This is a genomic window from Vibrio crassostreae (genome assembly GCF_024347415.1).
Taxonomy (GTDB): Bacteria; Pseudomonadota; Gammaproteobacteria; order Enterobacterales; family Vibrionaceae; genus Vibrio; species Vibrio crassostreae.
The window spans coordinates 2,416,223-2,433,956 of the sequence record NZ_AP025476.1; the positions used below are offsets into that span (position 1 = coordinate 2,416,223).

At 43.8% G+C, this 17,734-nt stretch carries 14 protein-coding genes; 7 read left to right on the top strand and 7 right to left on the bottom strand.

Annotated elements, in window-relative coordinates:
• The first annotated feature begins 188 nt into the window (after positions 1-188).
• The gene (locus OC193_RS10710; RefSeq protein ID WP_048662076.1) at positions 189-1,736 is read left to right on the top strand and encodes a SulP family inorganic anion transporter; all 1,548 of its coding nucleotides are present in this window, start codon (positions 189-191) and stop codon (positions 1,734-1,736) included.
• Positions 1,737-1,850: 114 nt separating this feature from the next.
• Here the strand turns inward: OC193_RS10710 and OC193_RS10715 are convergent, their stop codons facing one another.
• A complete protein-coding gene (locus OC193_RS10715; RefSeq protein ID WP_048662075.1) occupies positions 1,851-2,300 on the bottom strand; it encodes a low molecular weight protein-tyrosine-phosphatase in 450 nt (149 codons plus the stop codon).
• Positions 2,301-2,384: 84 nt separating this feature from the next.
• Here OC193_RS10715 and cobO point away from each other — a divergent pair, with 84 nt between their 5' ends.
• Positions 2,385-2,990, top strand: coding sequence for a cob(I)yrinic acid a,c-diamide adenosyltransferase (cobO, locus tag OC193_RS10720; RefSeq protein WP_048659722.1), 606 nt, complete (start codon positions 2,385-2,387; stop codon positions 2,988-2,990).
• A 220-nt stretch (positions 2,991-3,210) separates the two neighbouring features.
• Here cobO and OC193_RS10725 read toward each other — a convergent pair whose 3' ends face one another.
• The 3 genes from OC193_RS10725 to apbC form a co-directional block, all read right to left on the bottom strand.
• Positions 3,211-5,337, bottom strand: a complete 2,127-nt coding sequence (locus OC193_RS10725; RefSeq protein WP_048662074.1) for an AsmA family protein — start codon at positions 5,335-5,337, stop codon at positions 3,211-3,213.
• Positions 5,338-5,443: 106 nt separating this feature from the next.
• Positions 5,444-6,085, bottom strand: a complete 642-nt coding sequence (gene udk / locus OC193_RS10730; protein ID WP_004734002.1) for a uridine kinase — start codon at positions 6,083-6,085, stop codon at positions 5,444-5,446.
• Between the two features lie 257 nt (positions 6,086-6,342).
• Positions 6,343-7,419: an iron-sulfur cluster carrier protein ApbC gene (gene apbC / locus OC193_RS10735; RefSeq protein WP_048659724.1), complete on the bottom strand. Its 1,077-nt coding sequence runs from the start codon at positions 7,417-7,419 to the stop codon at positions 6,343-6,345.
• Positions 7,420-7,577: 158 nt separating this feature from the next.
• Between apbC and metG the strand changes: the two genes are divergently transcribed.
• Entirely contained in the window at positions 7,578-9,638 is a 2,061-nt protein-coding gene (gene metG / locus OC193_RS10740; protein ID WP_048659725.1) for a methionine--tRNA ligase, read from the top strand.
• A gap of 220 nt (positions 9,639-9,858) precedes the next feature.
• Entirely contained in the window at positions 9,859-10,338 is a 480-nt protein-coding gene (locus tag OC193_RS10745; RefSeq protein WP_010437231.1) for a YehS family protein, read from the top strand.
• Positions 10,339-10,525: 187 nt separating this feature from the next.
• On the opposite strand, the gene fadR is transcribed toward OC193_RS10745, so the two are convergent.
• Complete coding sequence (gene fadR / locus OC193_RS10750) at positions 10,526-11,365, bottom strand: fatty acid metabolism transcriptional regulator FadR (RefSeq protein ID WP_017062161.1); 840 nt, start codon at positions 11,363-11,365, stop codon at positions 10,526-10,528.
• Between the two features lie 640 nt (positions 11,366-12,005).
• On the opposite strand from fadR, the gene nhaB reads away from it, so the two are divergent.
• A complete protein-coding gene (gene nhaB, locus OC193_RS10755) occupies positions 12,006-13,598 on the top strand; it encodes a Na(+)/H(+) antiporter NhaB (RefSeq protein WP_048659726.1) in 1,593 nt (530 codons plus the stop codon).
• A 132-nt stretch (positions 13,599-13,730) separates the two neighbouring features.
• The gene (gene dsbB, locus OC193_RS10760) at positions 13,731-14,255 is read left to right on the top strand and encodes a disulfide bond formation protein DsbB (protein WP_230682264.1); all 525 of its coding nucleotides are present in this window, start codon (positions 13,731-13,733) and stop codon (positions 14,253-14,255) included.
• A 107-nt stretch (positions 14,256-14,362) separates the two neighbouring features.
• On the opposite strand, the gene OC193_RS10765 is transcribed toward dsbB, so the two are convergent.
• Positions 14,363-14,983 (bottom strand): YecA family protein, encoded by a 621-nt coding sequence (locus OC193_RS10765; RefSeq protein ID WP_048659727.1) that lies wholly within the window; start codon positions 14,981-14,983, stop codon positions 14,363-14,365.
• A gap of 178 nt (positions 14,984-15,161) precedes the next feature.
• On the opposite strand from OC193_RS10765, the gene dusC reads away from it, so the two are divergent.
• Positions 15,162-16,118 (top strand): tRNA dihydrouridine(16) synthase DusC, encoded by a 957-nt coding sequence (dusC, locus tag OC193_RS10770; RefSeq protein ID WP_048662073.1) that lies wholly within the window; start codon positions 15,162-15,164, stop codon positions 16,116-16,118.
• A gap of 30 nt (positions 16,119-16,148) precedes the next feature.
• Here the strand turns inward: dusC and OC193_RS10775 are convergent, their stop codons facing one another.
• The gene (locus tag OC193_RS10775; protein ID WP_048662072.1) at positions 16,149-17,615 is read right to left on the bottom strand and encodes a GGDEF domain-containing protein; all 1,467 of its coding nucleotides are present in this window, start codon (positions 17,613-17,615) and stop codon (positions 16,149-16,151) included.
• Between the last annotated feature and the right edge of the window lie 119 nt (positions 17,616-17,734).

Consider the following 17,734-nt stretch of genomic DNA (forward strand, 5'->3'; position numbering starts at 1 on the left):
ACTAATCGAATAAAAATTAACAGATATATTACTCAAAGTTAGGTTCAACCTTGAACTTAATCACATTTTTGGGTAGCATTCGCGCACTTATCTTTTCGACACTTCGCTATTGCCGCTCTTTTCCATCACTGTTTGGCTACGCAATACACCCGTGTCGGTAAATCCATCTTAAGCATAGCTGAGCAAACATGTTCGAATTCCCACAATTTTCAAAGCACTCTGTAAAGAATGACGTGCTTTCAGGTCTTACAGTAGCCCTAGCTCTGGTACCTGAAGCCGTAGCATTCGCCTTTGTTGCTGGCGTTGACCCAATGGTTGGTCTTTACGCAGCATTCATCGTAGGTTTAATCACTTCTGTCTTCGGCGGTCGTCCAGGTATGATTTCTGGTGCTACCGGTGCAATGGCCGTTGTAATGGTTAGCCTAGTAGCAACCCATGGCGTTCAATACCTATTCGCAGCAGTCATGCTCGCGGGCCTTCTGCAAATTGCGGCGGGTGTATTCAAGTTGGGTAAATTTATCCGTATCGTTCCACACCCAGTAATGATTGGTTTCGTGAACGGTTTGGCAATTGTAATCTTCCTAGCTCAGCTTGGTCAGTTTAAAGCGCCAGACGTAACAGGTGCGTTGACTTGGTTACCAAGCGGTCAAATGACATTAATGCTAGGTCTAGTAGCCCTTACAATGGCTATCATCCACTTCCTACCTAAGCTAACAACAGCAGTACCATCTTCATTGGTTGCTATTGTTACAGTAACGGCTTTAGTTGTGGGTCTTGACCTTGAAACTCGCACTGTTGTCGATTTCCTACGTACCATGTCTGGTGACGAAGCTGCTACGCTAGCGGGCTCTCTACCAACATTCTCAATTCCTGCTGTTCCGTTTTCTTTAGAGACACTACAGATCATCCTGCCTTACGCAATTATCCTTGCGGCTATCGGCCTGATTGAGTCTCTACTAACACTGACAGTACTAGATGAAATGACAAACACTCGTGGTCAATCTAACCGTGAATGTGTTGGTCAAGGTATGGCTAACGTAACGTGTTCAGTATTTGGCGCGATGGGTGGTTGTGCGATGATCGGTCAATCGATGATCAACGTAAACTCAGGCGGTCGTGGTCGCCTTTCAGGTATTGTAGCGGCAGTTGCACTACTGATGTTCATCCTGTTCGGTTCTGCACTGATTGAAATGATTCCTCTAGCAGCACTTGTGGGCGTAATGTTCATGGTTGTTATCGGTACATTTGAGTGGGCAACCTTCAAGCTTGCACGTCGCGTTCCTAAGCAAGACTTCTTCGTTATCGTTCTTGTTACCGTAGTAACAGTACTGACTGATCTTGCTGTAGCAGTGGGCGTTGGTGTTGTAGCTTCAGCGCTGATGTTTGCTTGGCAACATGCTAAACACATCTACGCCGACACGTCTGTAAACGCTGAAGGCTCTAAAGAGTACAAAGTTAACGGTCCAATCTTCTTTGGTTCAACGGCTAACTTCCTAGAGTTGTTTGACGCATACAACGATCCACAAGATGTGGTCGTTGATTTCGCAAACTCACGCGTTACCGACCACTCTGCAATTGAAGCGATCGATACGATTGCTGAACGTTACGCGGCATTAGGTAAAACACTTCACCTTCGCCACCTAAGCCAAGACTGTGTTGCTATGCTGCACAAAGCAGGTAGCTTAGTTGAAGCGAACGTTGCAGAAGACCCAATCTACAAAGTAATGTCTAAGTAATCTTAGCTGTAGCTTTAAGTTAGATTTAGAAAGGCCGACATTCAATGTCGGCCTTTTTTATACCTGTCGCTCAGCCCTTAGACTTATAACCCAACGACGTACATTGTTTCCACACTACACTGAACGTAATATCGCTTCGCTAGACTCTTCGATTAAGTCCAACACCAATTCAAAACCATTTCCCTCACCATAATATGGATCGGGGATCTCTTGATATTGTGACTCTCCAAAGCTTAAAAATAACGCTAGCTTGTATTGGAGGTGGGCGGGGCACTGGCTCATTAAGTCGTCTAAATTCGCCCTATCTGCCGCGAGTATCAGGTCGAATTCTTCGAAGTCATTACCAACCACTTTACGAGAAGTAATCCCCTTAAAGCTATAGCCTCGCTTCTCTCCTGCAGATTTCGAACGCGAGTCTGGCGGGTTACCTTGATGAAAACCAATCGTCCCCGCAGAGTCGACCACAACGTCAATATCCAGCTGTTGCGCTTTCTTCCTTAGCACCGCTTCACCTGTTGGCGAACGGCAAATATTCCCCATACAAACTACGAGTATCTTTTTCATCCCTAATCACCTGTTCTTCCGATGGTTTTTGCTATCGTTAAGTTAGGCTATGATAGGCGCAATCACAACTTAAAAGGATTTGTTATGTCGACTGAAGACAACAAAGAACAACGCCACAAAGCAAGACAACAGAAAGTAAAAGAACAAGTCGATGCACGTGTGGCTGCTGCCCAAGAAGTCAAAGGCCTATTGTTGGTCATCACGGGTAACGGTAAAGGTAAATCAACATCCGGTTTTGGTACGATTACACGTGCAGTCGGTCATGGTAAAAAGTGTGCCGTCGCTCAGTTTGTTAAAGGCACTTGGGATAACGGCGAAAAGAACGTTCTCCAAAAGCTCGACGTAGAGTTCCAAGTGATGGGTACCGGCTTTACTTGGGAAACTCAAAACAAGGCTCAAGATATCGAAGCCGCACAGCGCGTGTGGAAAGAGTGTCAGCGCATGCTAGCCGATGAGTCGATTGATGTAATTCTGTTTGATGAGCTGACTTACATGGTGAGTTATGGCTACATTGAACTGGATGAAGTGGTACAAGCTCTAAACAACCGTCCGAAAATGCAATCAGTAATCATTACTGGCCGTGGAGCGCACCGCACTTTAACGGACATGGCCGATACCGTGTCTGAAGTTCGTAATGTGAAGCACGCATTCGAATCTGGTGTTAAAGCGCTTCAAGGCGTTGACTGGTAATCACATTCAACCAGAGATCCCCGACTCGGCCACTCTTCCCTCTCGAGGATGACGACCACTAGACTGGCACGCTCTTAAACAAAAGACGAGTACCTGTCGTCATTCCCTAGAACGAGGGTCGAGTGTCATAGGGAATCTCTCGAAAGTATTATAAGCATCCAAAAAAAGCGCCATTCCTACAACAGGAATGGCGCTTTTTTTATATACGAGTTAGAAACGTTTAGTTAAAGAAACCTTTCAATAAACCATCGACGGCTTCTTTAGTTTTCTCGTCTTTGATCTTGTCCGTTAGCTTGTTCACACCACGGTCAATTTCTTTCTGTGCTTTCTGTTTCAACACATCATCAAAAACAAGTGCGAATTTCGGGTCAGCCCACTGGCCAGTTACCTTAATTGGGATGGTCACATCTTTCAGGTCGTCAATGCTCTTACCGCCCTGACCTTCAAGTGAACCCACAATTGATGTACGTACAAGGAAGTCGACCGTCTCATTGATGAAGTTTGCTTTACCTTGACCTGTCACGCGTAACAGTGGCGACTGTGCTGATAAGTCATTTGTTGAAACCCAACCTTTGTTGACCTTCAGCGTCGCTTTCATTGCACTGAAGTCCGTTTTTTGAGCTTCATTTGTGCTTTCAACTTTTTCGCCTTTGATCTTCGCGTAATTCTCACGAATCAGTTGAGCTACGTTGATGCCGTTAACTGCACCATCTTCAAAGTTAATCGCGATAGTACCGACTAGGTTTTTCTTGATACCCGTCGGAGTCAGACTCTTACCTTTCACGTTGACATCGATATTACCGGTACCTTCCAGCATATCGTTATCTGCAACATCAACCAGTAACGGCTGAACTTTCACACCTTTGATTTTCTTCTTAGCTGTGTAAGTCGCTGGTGTTTTACGTGCGTCTAACTTAGCTGTCGCAGAAATAGAGCCTTGGTAAAGGTTCGATGTGAATGAGGTAAGCTCTGCGATACCACGGTTAACCGAGAATGCTGTTTTAACATTCTGCATTTTCGCATTGTTCGCCTTAAACTTATCAATCGTGATGTCACCTTTCACATCTAATGTTTTCAGTGCCGACAGATCAGGTTCTACTTCTTTCGCAGGTGCAGAGCTGCCTGAGTTTGACGTTGAACCACCAGCAGACTCAGAGGGAGCCGTGCTCGCCGTTTCTGTTGTATTACCTAAGCCTAAGAACTCATCAAGGTCGATGTTCGGACTATGAAGAGAGAAACGCACCTTTGGTATTTCAGATAGGGTTACGTCTGCTTTACCGTCTAATGCAATAGCGTTAGCTTGTAGCTTCTCTAACACAAAGCTCAGGTGGCTCTTGTTAAGATCAAAGCTTAAGTCAGACAGCATGTCGACTTTCATTGGAGACTGAGGAAGCGTGTCGCCTTTGAATGTTGAGTCTAACGTCAATTTGTTCAACGTTACTTTTGAGATCGCGCTATCAACCGTAAGTTCACCGCCACCTTTAAGATCAAGGTCAAGACCCGCTGCATTACCGATTACAGCGTAAGTCAGTTGGTTGACCTTATCGAACTCAAACGCATTCAAGCCAATTTTTGCTGACTCAATCGACGTCGCTGGATCATTGAACTTAGCGTTTAAATCAATGTTACGAAGTGCGTAACTTGCAAAGCCTTCAGCTAATTTGAATTCGGCACTGCCCTCCGCTGAGAACTTCTGTTGGTTGTTTTCACCAGAAGCCGCAAATGTCGCGGTTGTCCATGTATCAACGGCAAACTCAGAAAGGTTCAAAGACACATCGTATAGCTTAGTGAATGAACCCGCTTGCTTGTCGTCCATTTCAAACAATGCGTTTGAGACAGTTACACCTGCAAGGTTGATCGTCCAAGCAGATGCGTCTGTAGCACTTTGCTCTTGAGGTGCAGGTGTTGATTCAGAACTTGCGCCAGCGACAGGCTCAGACTCTTGAGGCGCTGACGCTTGCGTTAGCGCATCAATGTTCTTACGACCATCTTTAAGCGTTTCTAAGTAAAATTCTGCACCATCTAGAGTAATGTTGCCTATCTCTAGTTGGTTGCTAAATAGCGGAGTAACCGAAACATCAACGCCAACGGTATCAACCTTAAATAGGTTTGGTTGGGTGAACCCTTCAGGGTTACGTAATTCAGTTTGACCAAGTTCGAAGCCAATAGATGGGAAGAATTGCCAGCTGATATCCCCTTCAATCACAAGCTCTAGGCCTGTGTGTTTTTGAGCTTGTTCGACAATTAATGGCTTAAATTGATTGGGATTCACTAACAGCACTAGTGCCAGAATTGCTGCAACGACAACAAACACTGGTACAGCTATGAAAATGAGTAGTTTCTTCATCCGCATATTCCTTGCTTAGATTCCAAAAGAAAGTGGCACTATAAAAGTGCCACTGATTCGGTAAAAAATAAAGCTAAGTGAGTCACTTAGGCAAAATTTTATTCGATTAAGACTTCAACAACTTCGCAATGTGCGCTTTTAGTACATCAATCGCAATACGGTTTTTACCACCACGAGGAACGATGATGTCTGCATGTTGTTTTGAAGGCTCGATAAACTGCATGAACATTGGACGTACTGTTTCTTGGTATTGCTTAAGTACAGTGTCCATTGTACGACCACGCTCTTCTACATCACGCTTAACACGACGTAGTAGACAGATGTCTAATGGTGTATCCATAAACACACTTGCGTGCATTAGTTTACGAAGACGCGGGTCTGTTAGAAGCAGAATACCCTCTAAAATGATCACTTTCTTTGGAGTAAGTGTAGTCGTTTCAGAAGTACGTGTGTGCTCTGTGTAGCTGTATTCAGGAACTTCTACGGCGTTGCCACTCATTAGCTGCTGTAGATGTTCACATAAAAGATCATGATCTAGTGCATTTGGGTGATCGTAGTTAGTTTTAACACGCTCTTCCATACTCAAGTGGCTTTGGTCGCTGTAATAGCAATCTTCCGTGATAACACCAATTTGATGGTCGCCTACTTTTTCGCGCAATTCATTATAAATTGTACTAGCAATCAGACTTTTTCCTGAAGCTGAAGCGCCAGCGATACCTACGATGACACATTGATTATTATCAGACATTAATTTTGCACCCGATATGGTTTGGTGGTGGGAAGAGATAAACCGCCTGATTATAGGGGCTAAAGCACATAGATTCTAGTCGCGATTTTAGCTAATTGCAGTCAAATTGATGATCTCAATACATTTACTTAAAACAATCGTTTGCTTTCAAATAACTTGCCTACAACTATTTGCACAAGCCCAATGGCTATCTGCCCAATCCAACCGTTGTTTATCTAATCCAAACTGTATTTAAACGACCCAGTAATTAACTTGCGCTATTCAACCATAGAGAAGTTAATCGCTTCTGGCCTTGCTTTCCCTGTCCAGAACATTTTCGCAGCCACATTTTCTGCGAGCTCTAGGTAGTGACGTGTATGTTCACTATCAGGACGACGAATCACCGTCGGGCAACCAGCATCGATATCTTCTCGCACGTCAATATGAAGAGGGATTTGGGCCAAGATATCGAGGTAAAACTCTTCTGACATCGCTTCTGCACCACCAGCACCAAAGATATGCTCTTTCTCACCACAGTGACTACAAATATGATAGCTCATGTTTTCAACTAAGCCTGCGACTGGCACACTCACCTTATCAAACATCGCTACGCCTTTACGCGCATCCGCTAATGCCAAATCTTGAGGGGTGGTCACCACTACTGCGCCCGTCACTGGGATCTGTTGCGACAATGTCAGCTGAATATCACCGGTGCCCGGTGGCATGTCGATAACAAGGTAATCCAACTCTGGCCATACAGTTTCATTAACTAGCTGCCCCAAAGCCTTCGCTGCCATAGGGCCACGCCAGATTGCCGCATCGTCTTTCGACACAAGATAGCCAATAGAGTGAGTGAAAATGCCATGAGCCTCGATTGGCATCATCCATTTATTGTTCTGTACTTCTGGTTTTGCGTCTAATTGGCCGAGCATCATAGGTACTGATGGACCATAGATATCTGCATCCAATAAGCCCACTTTTGAACCAGACTTAGATAAAGCAAGCGCAAGGTTTACAGAAGTTGTGGATTTACCTACCCCACCCTTTGCCGACGTCACGGCGATAATGTTCTTAACGCCCTTCAAAGGTGTCGCGACGGTTGTTTCTAACGCAGATGGCTTCACCTTCACTTCAAATTGGAAAGCACTCACAAGCTTTTGCTCAATCTGGGCATTAATCCAATCTTCAAGATCAACAGCAAGCTGATTGGCAGCAAAAGGCAAGGTAATAACAAATGATCCACGCGGATCAACCGATACAATATTTTGGTGTAGCGCCCACTCTGGTATGAGGATTGGTGACTCGAACTCATTCAACCATGAACAGAAATCTTGCTTAGAAGTAAAGTTACGCATTGAGGCTCCTTTTTTTATTTATGCTATCACCCACGAGATGAAGACTGAACCCCTAAAAAACTAGGGGAATCCTTTGTCTGATACCTTGGCGTATCACACGTTATAAAGTAGTATTACCTCTCAAAATTTATACCTATCAAAAAAGCGAATTATTAAGTATGGCAACTGATCCAAGACAACTTTTGGTAACTTGTGCGCTTCCGTACGCTAACGGCTCTATTCACCTTGGCCATATGCTTGAGCATATCCAAGCTGATATCTGGGTTCGATACCAGCGTCTACGTGGCAACACTGTAAACTTCATCTGTGCTGACGATGCTCACGGCACGCCAATTATGCTTAAAGCTCAACAGATGGGTATCACGCCAGAAGAGATGATCGCTGCTGTTAGTGAAGAGCACCAAAAAGACTTCGCTGGCTTTGATATCAGCTTTGATAACTACCACAGCACACACAGCGAAGAGAACCGTGAACTGGCTTCTCACATCTACCTAGAACTTAAAAAAAACGGCTTCATTTCTAGCCGTACTATTTCTCAGCTTTTCGACCCTGAGAAAGAGATGTTCCTACCAGACCGCTTCGTAAAAGGTACTTGCCCCAAGTGTAAGTCAGAAGACCAGTATGGTGATAACTGTGATAACTGTGGTGAGACATACAGCCCAACTGAACTGATTAACCCTAAATCGGCGGTTTCTGGCGCAACTCCAGTAATGAAAGACTCTGAGCACTTCTTCTTCGACCTACCTCAGTTCGAAAGCATGCTGAAAGAGTGGACTCGTTCTGGCTCTCTACAGAATGAAACTGCAAACAAAATGCAGGAATGGTTTGAGTCTGGCCTGCAACAGTGGGATATCTCACGTGATGCACCTTACTTTGGCTTTGAAATCCCAGGCGAAAAAGACAAGTTCTTCTACGTATGGCTAGACGCACCTGTTGGCTACATGGCTTCTTTCAAGAACCTATGTGACAAGCGTGACGATCTAAACTTCGACGAATACTGGAAGAAAGACAGCACAACTGAGCTTTACCACTTCATCGGTAAAGACATCGTTTACTTCCACAGCCTATTCTGGCCAGCAATGCTAGACGGCGCAGGTTTCCGCAAGCCAAACAACGTATTCGTACACGGTTACGTGACTGTAAACGGCGCGAAAATGTCTAAGTCAAAAGGTACATTCATCAAAGCAAGCACGTACCTAAACCACCTAGACCCAGAGTGTCTACGTTACTACTACGCAGCTAAGCTAAACAGCCGTATCGATGATTTAGACCTTAACCTTGAAGACTTCACTCAACGTGTAAACGCTGACGTAGTAAACAAGATTGTTAACCTAGCTTCGCGTAACGCTGGCTTCATCACTAAGCGTTTTGAAGGCAAGCTTTCTGCTGAATTTGCCGAACCAGAACTTTACAACGAATTCGTTGCTGCTGCTGAGCGTATCGGTGAGCTATACGAAACTCGTGAGTTCAGCCGCGCTATCCGTGAAATTACTGCACTAGCAGACAAAGCTAACCAGTACATCGATGAGAAAGCACCTTGGGTTCTTGCAAAAGAAGAAGGTAAAGAGAAAGAGCTTCAAGAAGTTTCTTCTGTTGGTATCAACCTATTCCGCGTACTAATGGCTTACCTGAAACCTGTGATGCCTGAGCTTGCGGCTCGCACTGAAGCTTTCCTAAACGAAGAGCTAACGTGGGAAGCGATTGCTACTCCGCTAACTGATCACGAGATCACTAAGTTCAAAGCGCTATTCAGCCGTATTGATCCTAAGAAAGTGGAAGCAATGGTTGAGTCTTCTAAAGAAGATGCAGCCGCTGAAGCAGCAGCGAAAGAAAAAGCAGAAGCTGAAAAAGAGCAAGTAAGCCAAACTGAGTTAGACAAAGAGCCAATCGCAGACGAGATTGAGTTCGATGCCTTTGCTGCAGTAGACATGCGTATTGCTCGTATCATCTCTTGTGAAGAAGTACCAAAAGCGAACAAACTACTGAAGTTCCAACTGGACATCGGTGGTGAGACTCGCCAAGTATTCTCTGGTATCAAATCAGCATACAAACCTGAAGAGCTAGAAGGTAAGCTAACTGTAATGGTAGCAAACCTAAAACCTCGTAAGATGAAGTTTGGTATGTCTGAAGGCATGATCCTAGCCGCGGGCCCTGGCGGCAGCGACCTATGGATCCTTGAGCCACACGAAGGTGCACAACCTGGTATGCGTGTAATGTAATTCTGATTTCAGTCAGATAACAAGCACTCATCACTAAATCCCTAATGCACTTATAACTTGAAAGAGTTAATAAGCATTGGGGATTTTTTATATCTACCGAAAATTAGCGTTCTCTGTTAGAGTCGCCGTCAACTATGCTATGTAGAGTAGAAATTGGCTTGTCGACGATAATGGACTAACCAACACCTCTTTACTCTAAAACCCTTTTTAGGAATCCCCAGTGACTAACAACGAAATCTTGCGTCGTATTCAACACGCACTAAACCTTAAAAATGCACAAATCATCAAAGCTATCGAACAAGCTGATGTGACCGTTGCTCATGACCAAGTGATTAACTGGCTAAAAGACGACAACGACAAGTCATGCTCTAAGATGAAAGACAAAGAGTTAGCGGTATTCCTAAATGGTTTCATCAACCTTAAGCGTGGCAAAAAAGAAGGCGAGCAACCTAAACCTGAAGTTGCACTGACGAACAACATGATCTTCATGAAGCTTCGCATCGCATTAAACATGAAAGCAGAAGATGTTTTGGACGTACTAGAAGTGGTTGGCATTAGCTTGAGCAAGTACGAAATCGGCGCTTACTTCCGCAAGCCAGAAAACAAAAACTACAAAGTGTGTGAAGACCAACTACTTTGCGATTTTCTAAACGGTGTGCAATTTACCAACCGTCCAGACTCAGAAGAGTTTGCCGGTTAAGTCGCTACTCATAGATAAATTACTCGTCATAGGTAAGTAACTACTCGTAGGTAAATTAATGCCCCACGGGTAATTTTCTAGCAACGACAGATAAATAAAAAGCGGCGAGATAATTGAATTATCTCGCCGCTTTTTCGTTTTCTTTACGTCACTGACTAAACAGGAGCAACAATAGTAAACCTATAGGTTAGCTGTCGTCTTCAGTGAAGTTCGTTGGCAATGTCGTTTTCATTTCATTCCAAACTTGTGCACTTGCGATACCGTAGTTACGAATCACTAATGGCAAAGTTTCGCGCTCACCACTTTCACAGATAATGAACAACTCTTTATAAAAGTCCATCGCTAAACGTCGTGCTTCTGGGTTAGAGAAGTAGTAGCTACCGATACGGTCATACAGTTTACGCACACCGTTAAAGATTAGGCCGTAAATCTGGTTGCCTGAGTGGAATGCCAAACGTTGGAAAAGCATATAATCATAGAAGTTGAAAGTCTTCGCGATTAAGATCGTCTGACGTTTCGCTTCATCTTTTTCTGAATCTTCTTTTACCGCTTGTTTGATCTTGTCAGCGTATGGCGACGATTCTAAAAACTCATCCCAAGTCGGTGCCGCAAGTAGCGCTTCACAAGATTCAATCACGTTACTGATAGTACGCTCTGAAGCTTCTTTATTTGCTTTAAATGCATAACGCATAAAGATCGGGCTGATATTAGTACGGGCAGCAAGTAGGTCTTCTACCATTTTGCTTGCGTTATCAACGTCCAACGTCATTAGCGTATCAAGGATATGAAGACCTGAGGTTTCCATAAACTGGTTAACTTTAGTGGGTTTGCCGTGCTGGATTGTCAACCAACCATCACGAGCAAGACGTTGTAGTACTTCACGAAGCGTAGTACGTGTAACACCAATCAGCTCAGAAAGCTCACGCTCTGCGGGCAAGATAGAACCTGGAGGGAAACGGCCATTCCAAATACTTTCAATGATATACTTTTCTGCAAATCCTGCCGGGCTCTTCGCCTTAATGACCATCTACACTTCAATCCAATTTAATTATTCTGTTCTAATTTACTCATCATACCACTAGTTCACACCTAGCGGAAACACCCGCAAAAATTTTACTCATTCAAAATAGCAGTAGAGTTAAAACTCTAAAGTTCAGCACACGTTTGCACCCTAGGTTTGGAAAGCAAGCGACTATAAATCACCATTTCAACAAACCATTAACACAATAAATTTTCTTTTAAATCAATGAGATTGGTCATATTTTCAAAGTTATTAATTTGCAATATTAAGTTGTAATAATCATATATAAACCGTCGTTATTCTGTAAATTTCAATCATTTCGCTGAAATATTGATTCTAGTCGGTTTTTATCACATTTTAAGTGGTATGCTTGCGCTACTTTGATCGCGTTTCTCAACAAAAAAGAGGTATTTTTAGTGCTACAGGGCTTTTCCTGTTGACTAAATGTTATCTAAGAGTAGAGTTGCGCTCAAAAATAAGCAGTGCTTGAGTTTCTAAGGGAGTGACTTGGCAAGACCACAGAACATTACATGGAATGTAGTTTTTCTAAGTCACTGTTAGTTATAGTTTTTAACAATTTCTATAGCTCGATTCTCAAAATGTTGTATTGCTTGTCTATTCATAATCAACATAAAAGAGTATTAACATGCCGATGTCTCTCGGAAACGCTTTTATCAAGAACTTCCTTGGTAAAGCTCCTGATTGGTATAAACTTGCCATCATTTCCTTTTTAATCATCAACCCGTTTGTTTTCTTCCTAGTTGACCCATTTGTTGCGGGCTGGCTGTTGGTGGTTGAGTTTATTTTCACTCTAGCTATGGCTCTAAAGTGCTACCCTCTTCAACCGGGTGGCTTATTGGCAATTCAAGCCGTCGCCATTGGCATGACCAAACCAGAAATGGTTTATCACGAGCTACAAGCAAACCTTCCAGTATTACTCTTACTTGTATTCATGGTTGCTGGTATCTACTTCATGAAAGAACTACTTCTGTTCATTTTCACGAAGATCCTGCTCGGCATCCAATCAAAAATCTTACTCTCTGTCGCTTTCTGTGTCGCTGCAGCGTTTTTGTCTGCCTTCCTAGATGCGCTGACAGTAATCGCTGTAGTTATTAGCGTTGCGGTAGGCTTCTACTCTATCTACCACAAGGTTGCATCGGGCAAGGGCACGACGTCTGCACACGATCATACTCATGATGAAGAGATCTCTGAGCTAACTCGTGATGACCTAGAAAACTACCGTGCTTTCCTACGTTCACTGCTTATGCATGCCGGTGTTGGTACTGCACTGGGTGGTGTAATGACCATGGTAGGTGAACCACAAAACTTGGTAATTGCTAAGCAAGCGGGTTGGGAGTTCGGTGAATTTATCATCCGTATGCTGCCAGTAACACTGCCTGTTTTCTTCTGCGGCATTCTAACTTGTGCACTTGTAGAGAAATTCAAAGTGTTTGGTTACGGCGCAGAGCTACCAACGAATGTTCGCCAAATCTTGGTTGAATTTGACAACAAAGAACGTGCAAACCGTACAAAGCAAGACGTAGCAAAGCTATGGGTTCAAAGTGCAATCGCAGTTTGGCTGATTGTTGGCCTTGCACTTCACGTTGCTGAAGTAGGTTTAATTGGTCTTTCTGTAATCATCTTAGCAACTGCATTTACAGGTGTTATAGAAGAGCACTCTATGGGTAAAGCCTTTGAAGAAGCTCTGCCATTTACTGCACTTCTTGCCGTTTTCTTCGCGGTTGTTGCTGTAATCATCGACCAAGCTTTATTTAAGCCAGTAATCGATGCAGTACTTCACGTTGAAGATAAAGGTGCACAACTCGCTCTCTTCTATGTTGCCAACGGTATTCTATCGATGGTTTCAGATAACGTATTCGTCGGTACGGTTTACATCAACGAAGTGAAAACTGCATTAGTAGAAGGCATCATCACTCGTGACCAGTTCGACCTACTTGCTGTTGCTATCAACACAGGTACTAACCTACCTTCTGTTGCTACGCCAAACGGCCAGGCTGCATTCCTATTCCTATTAACATCAGCACTTGCTCCGTTAATTCGACTGTCTTACGGCCGCATGGTTATCATGGCACTGCCATACACCATCGTATTAGCACTGGTTGGCCTTGCAGGTATCGTGTTCTTCGTAGAGCCAATGACAGCATGGTTCTACGACGCAGGTTGGATCATTCAACGCACTGGTGAAGTCGTTGCTCCAGTTATCTCTGGTGGTCACTAAGCTAAACACTGTGTCGCAAACCAAAATAACTATAACTAACTAATCAAAAATATTAGTTGATTAGGAAACTTATCCAAGATAAAAAGCTCTGAGTAATCAGGGCTTTTTTATTTTATAGACGGGATTAAATTCGTGAACTTTTTAGCAATGATCAAAGACTTCTCTAAGGGACGTTTATCTTGGCTTTTACTGCTGGCTTTTATTGTCTTTTTTGAGGCATGTGCTCTCTTCTTTCAACACGTGATGATGCTTGGCCCTTGCGTAATGTGCATCTATGAGCGCGTTGCGATGCTTGCTATCGGTGTTGCAGCCATGATTGGTGCTATTTCCCCGAATAACCCAATATCACGTTGGTTAGGTCTTGCTGGCTGGGGATTTGGCGCATACAAAGGTTTGACGCTGGCTTTAGAGCACGTTGACTACCAGTTTAATCCGTCTCCTTTTGCTACTTGTGACCTGTTCGTGACCTTCCCAAGTTGGGCACCTTTAAACCAATGGGCTCCGTGGATGTTTGAAGCTTACGGCGACTGTAGCAAGGTTGTGTGGCAGTTCTTAGAACTTTCGATGCCACAATGGCTTGTGATTATCTTCGCGGGTAACTTAGTTGCTTTCGGTTTTGTAGCGCTTTCTCAATTCGTTAAATCAAAAAATGACTAACAATTAGCTCATCATCTTCAGAAACAAAAAAGTCGACCCAAAGGTCGACTTTTTATTACTTAAACTCTTTATCACTTAAAGGAAGTCTGTTACTCAACAAGCCGTGATTAGCTGTTTTTACCACAGCATTGTTTAAACTTCTTGCCGCTTTCACAAGGACAAAGGTCGTTTCGACCAATATCTTTAAACGGGTTCACGCTCTGGGACTTATTGCCCAACATAGCTTCATCCGCTGCCATTGCCACTTCTGAGATCATCAGATCGACCTGGCCCACTAAATCAGCAAGCGATGGTGGGTTTTGAAGCCCAGCCGCAACCATTTGTTGTTGAGTTTGCTCTTCATCAATCGCGAGCATTAATGTAGTCAGCAGAGCTTGCAGCATGCGCAGAGTGCCGTCCGCAACCGTAATGCTTTGCCACTGCTCTTCCACTGTCGGCCAAACCATCATAAAACCTTCCGCAAAATCTGCGAACTGCTCATTGAAGTCGCCTTCTGCAAACACATCAGTCAGTAAGTATTCACTACGCTGAATCAGATTGTGCTGGCGGTTAATCTGTTCCGTCACTAATGTTACAAGCTCTTTGCCCGCTTCAGGTGCTACGATAGCAATCCATTCTTCAGGATCGAGTGGCTTGGTCGCTAAGTTAGACGCAAGGATTGCACCTTCAATAAACTGCGGCGTAATGTCTGAAATAGATTCTGGTAGGCTTAATAATTGGTATGTCATGAAAGCTCTGGATATTTGGGCATTTTCGATATTATAACGCCATACTCTCCAAGATGTCGCTATTAAGAGACGAAACCATCATTAAGGTAGACACACCACACTCATAGTGACAATCCTGTAAGCAAACCGTACAATCACGCCTCGATTTTTTCGGTTCACTCAGTTTAGGTAAAGCAACATGCGCGTAATACTTGGCCCTATGGAGGGCGTTCTAGACCACCTAATGCGTGAAATTCTCACAGAGATAAATGATTACGATCTCTGTGTGACAGAGTTTGTGCGCGTCGTGGATCAACTTCTTCCTCCGCATGTGTTCCACCGTATTTGCCCAGAGCTGCACCAAGGTTCTCAGACCATGGCTGGTGTGCCAATCCATCTTCAACTTCTAGGTCAACACCCAAATTGGATGGCCGAGAATGCTTTTCAAGCTGCTAGCTTAGGCGCTAAAGGCATCGATCTTAATTTTGGTTGCCCAGCAAAGGCGGTAAACAAAAGTAATGGTGGCGCTTCATTGCTAAAAGAACCAGAACTCATCTATCAAGTGGTGAAATCTTGTCGAGAAGCGGTACCTGCACACATTCCTGTATCCGCAAAGATCCGATTAGGTTGGGAGCATCCGGAAGAGTGCTTTGAAATTGTCGACGCCATCGAACAAGCTAAAGCTGACGAACTCACCGTGCACGCAAGAACCAAAGTTGGCGGTTATAAAGCCAGCGAAATTAAATGGGATTACATCAATAAAATAAGAGAGAAAACATCTCTGCCATTGATTGCTAACGGGGAAATCTGGAACTATCAAGATGGTCAAGATTGCATAGAAGCAACAGGCGTCGATTCATTGATGGTCTGCCGTGGTGCTTTCAATATTCCAAACCTTGGTAACGTCGTTAAGCACAACCACCAGAAAATGCCGTGGGATAAAGTCATTGAACTTTTGCTGCGCTATTCAGAGTTTCAAATTAAAGGGGACAAAGGTATGTACTACCCCAATAGAGTGAAGCAGTGGTTTGTTTATTTAAGTAAAGGCTACCCTGAAGCGAACGAACTATTTAAAGAAATTCGCACTTTCAAGAAGGCGCCGCCGATTGTAGAACGTCTTCAACGTTATCAAGAAGAACGCCGTCAACCTGTTTAAGACGAAGCACTTAATGATTTAACAACGTGGCTAAAATTCGAGACGATCTTTACCCGTCGTCTTAGCCACGTACAGCTTTTCATCGGCGTACTTAAATATCTCATCGAAGTTAAGCTTACTTTGCTCAGTTTCAACAATGCAGACACCGCCAGATACCGTAAATCCATTTGGAATAATGTCGGCTGAAGTGGAACAAATCGCATTCTTCACCCGCTCTAAAGTTCTCATCAAAGTTTCACGATCTTCGCCTCTCATATAAACGACAAACTCTTCACCGCCAAATCGTGCTGCTACGTCACTGCTTCGTACACTGTTACCTATCTGACGTGACATATAACGAATCACATCATCACCCTTGTCGTGGCCGTAGGTGTCGTTAATTGACTTAAAATCATCGATATCAAATACAGTTAAGGCAAACAATTGATCGTGCTCTACGCTGCGCCAGAATGCTTCTAAGCCGCGACGATTCAATAAACCTGTCATTGGGTCTTTGGCCGCGAGATCTTTGAAGTAACCACGTTCAATCGTCGAATTGACATAGAAAAAGATCGTGACAGAGAAAAGATAGACAATGATAGCAACGATAAGGCTGTCTTTCTCATACACGAAAAAGTGTTCGATCTCTTTGGCAATATCCAACTCGTAATACATAGCATGATGGGATGCGACACCTTCTAGGTTAATCTCATGATAGAAAGCCGCACTATCAATCGGCGCAGAGCGAGTGGTATCGATAATATCTATCCGACCAGCCAGATGCTCATTAGAGTTCTCAAGCAACCTACCAGCATTAATATCCACCGACAGCATCCCTTGGTGAACGCCTTTATGGAACACAGGGATGGTCATACTGATCATGCGGTCAAGGGAATCAAAACGATAGCCAGGGCCAGAGAGCGTGAGTTTGTCAGGGTTGTTGGCGGTTTTCTGCCAGTAAGGGCGACTCTTTATAGTCGAGAGCAGCTCTTTACTCAGCCCTTTGGCAAAATCTTCCGGCGAAGAGATCACATAGCCACTCGTATCAATAAAATGCACGCCGTCGTGGTATTCATCAAGCTGAGATAAAAACGAAAGAATAGGAGCTAGAGCTATCTTTTCTGAAGCGCTCTTGTAGCTGTCACTGGTTTCGGAACAAAGGGATTCTTGGCCGACCAGCATATAGTCGATATCGACAGAAGGAATGTCTGAGGTTTTACCATCCGCTAGGAGTAACACATCAATAGGCCAGATTTGGCAAAGCCCATCCACAACTTGTTTGTTGTGATCGAGAAAGAGAGGGTTTCCGGATTTGTAGTAGTTGGAGAAGCTGTAATCTAGAGCAGTCACCACTTTTGTGGTTCTTTTGAACACCTCTTCGATACGGTGGAACTCGCTGTCGATGTCTTTTTTAACCGAATCAAAATGGTTCTTTCCGATTAGGCCAAGCAGCATCGTCGCGATCACCGCGGGAAACCCGAAGATAAAGGTAAGGCTAAAGTGCCTATTTACTTTCATATAATTTGCTCTTAGCGCTCAGCTATTTTCATTTACCCCATTAATATTATTACATTAATTGTCATTTCCCACGAGGTAAAAGAGTGTAAATTGATATGAATCGATCTTTCCCATTCACT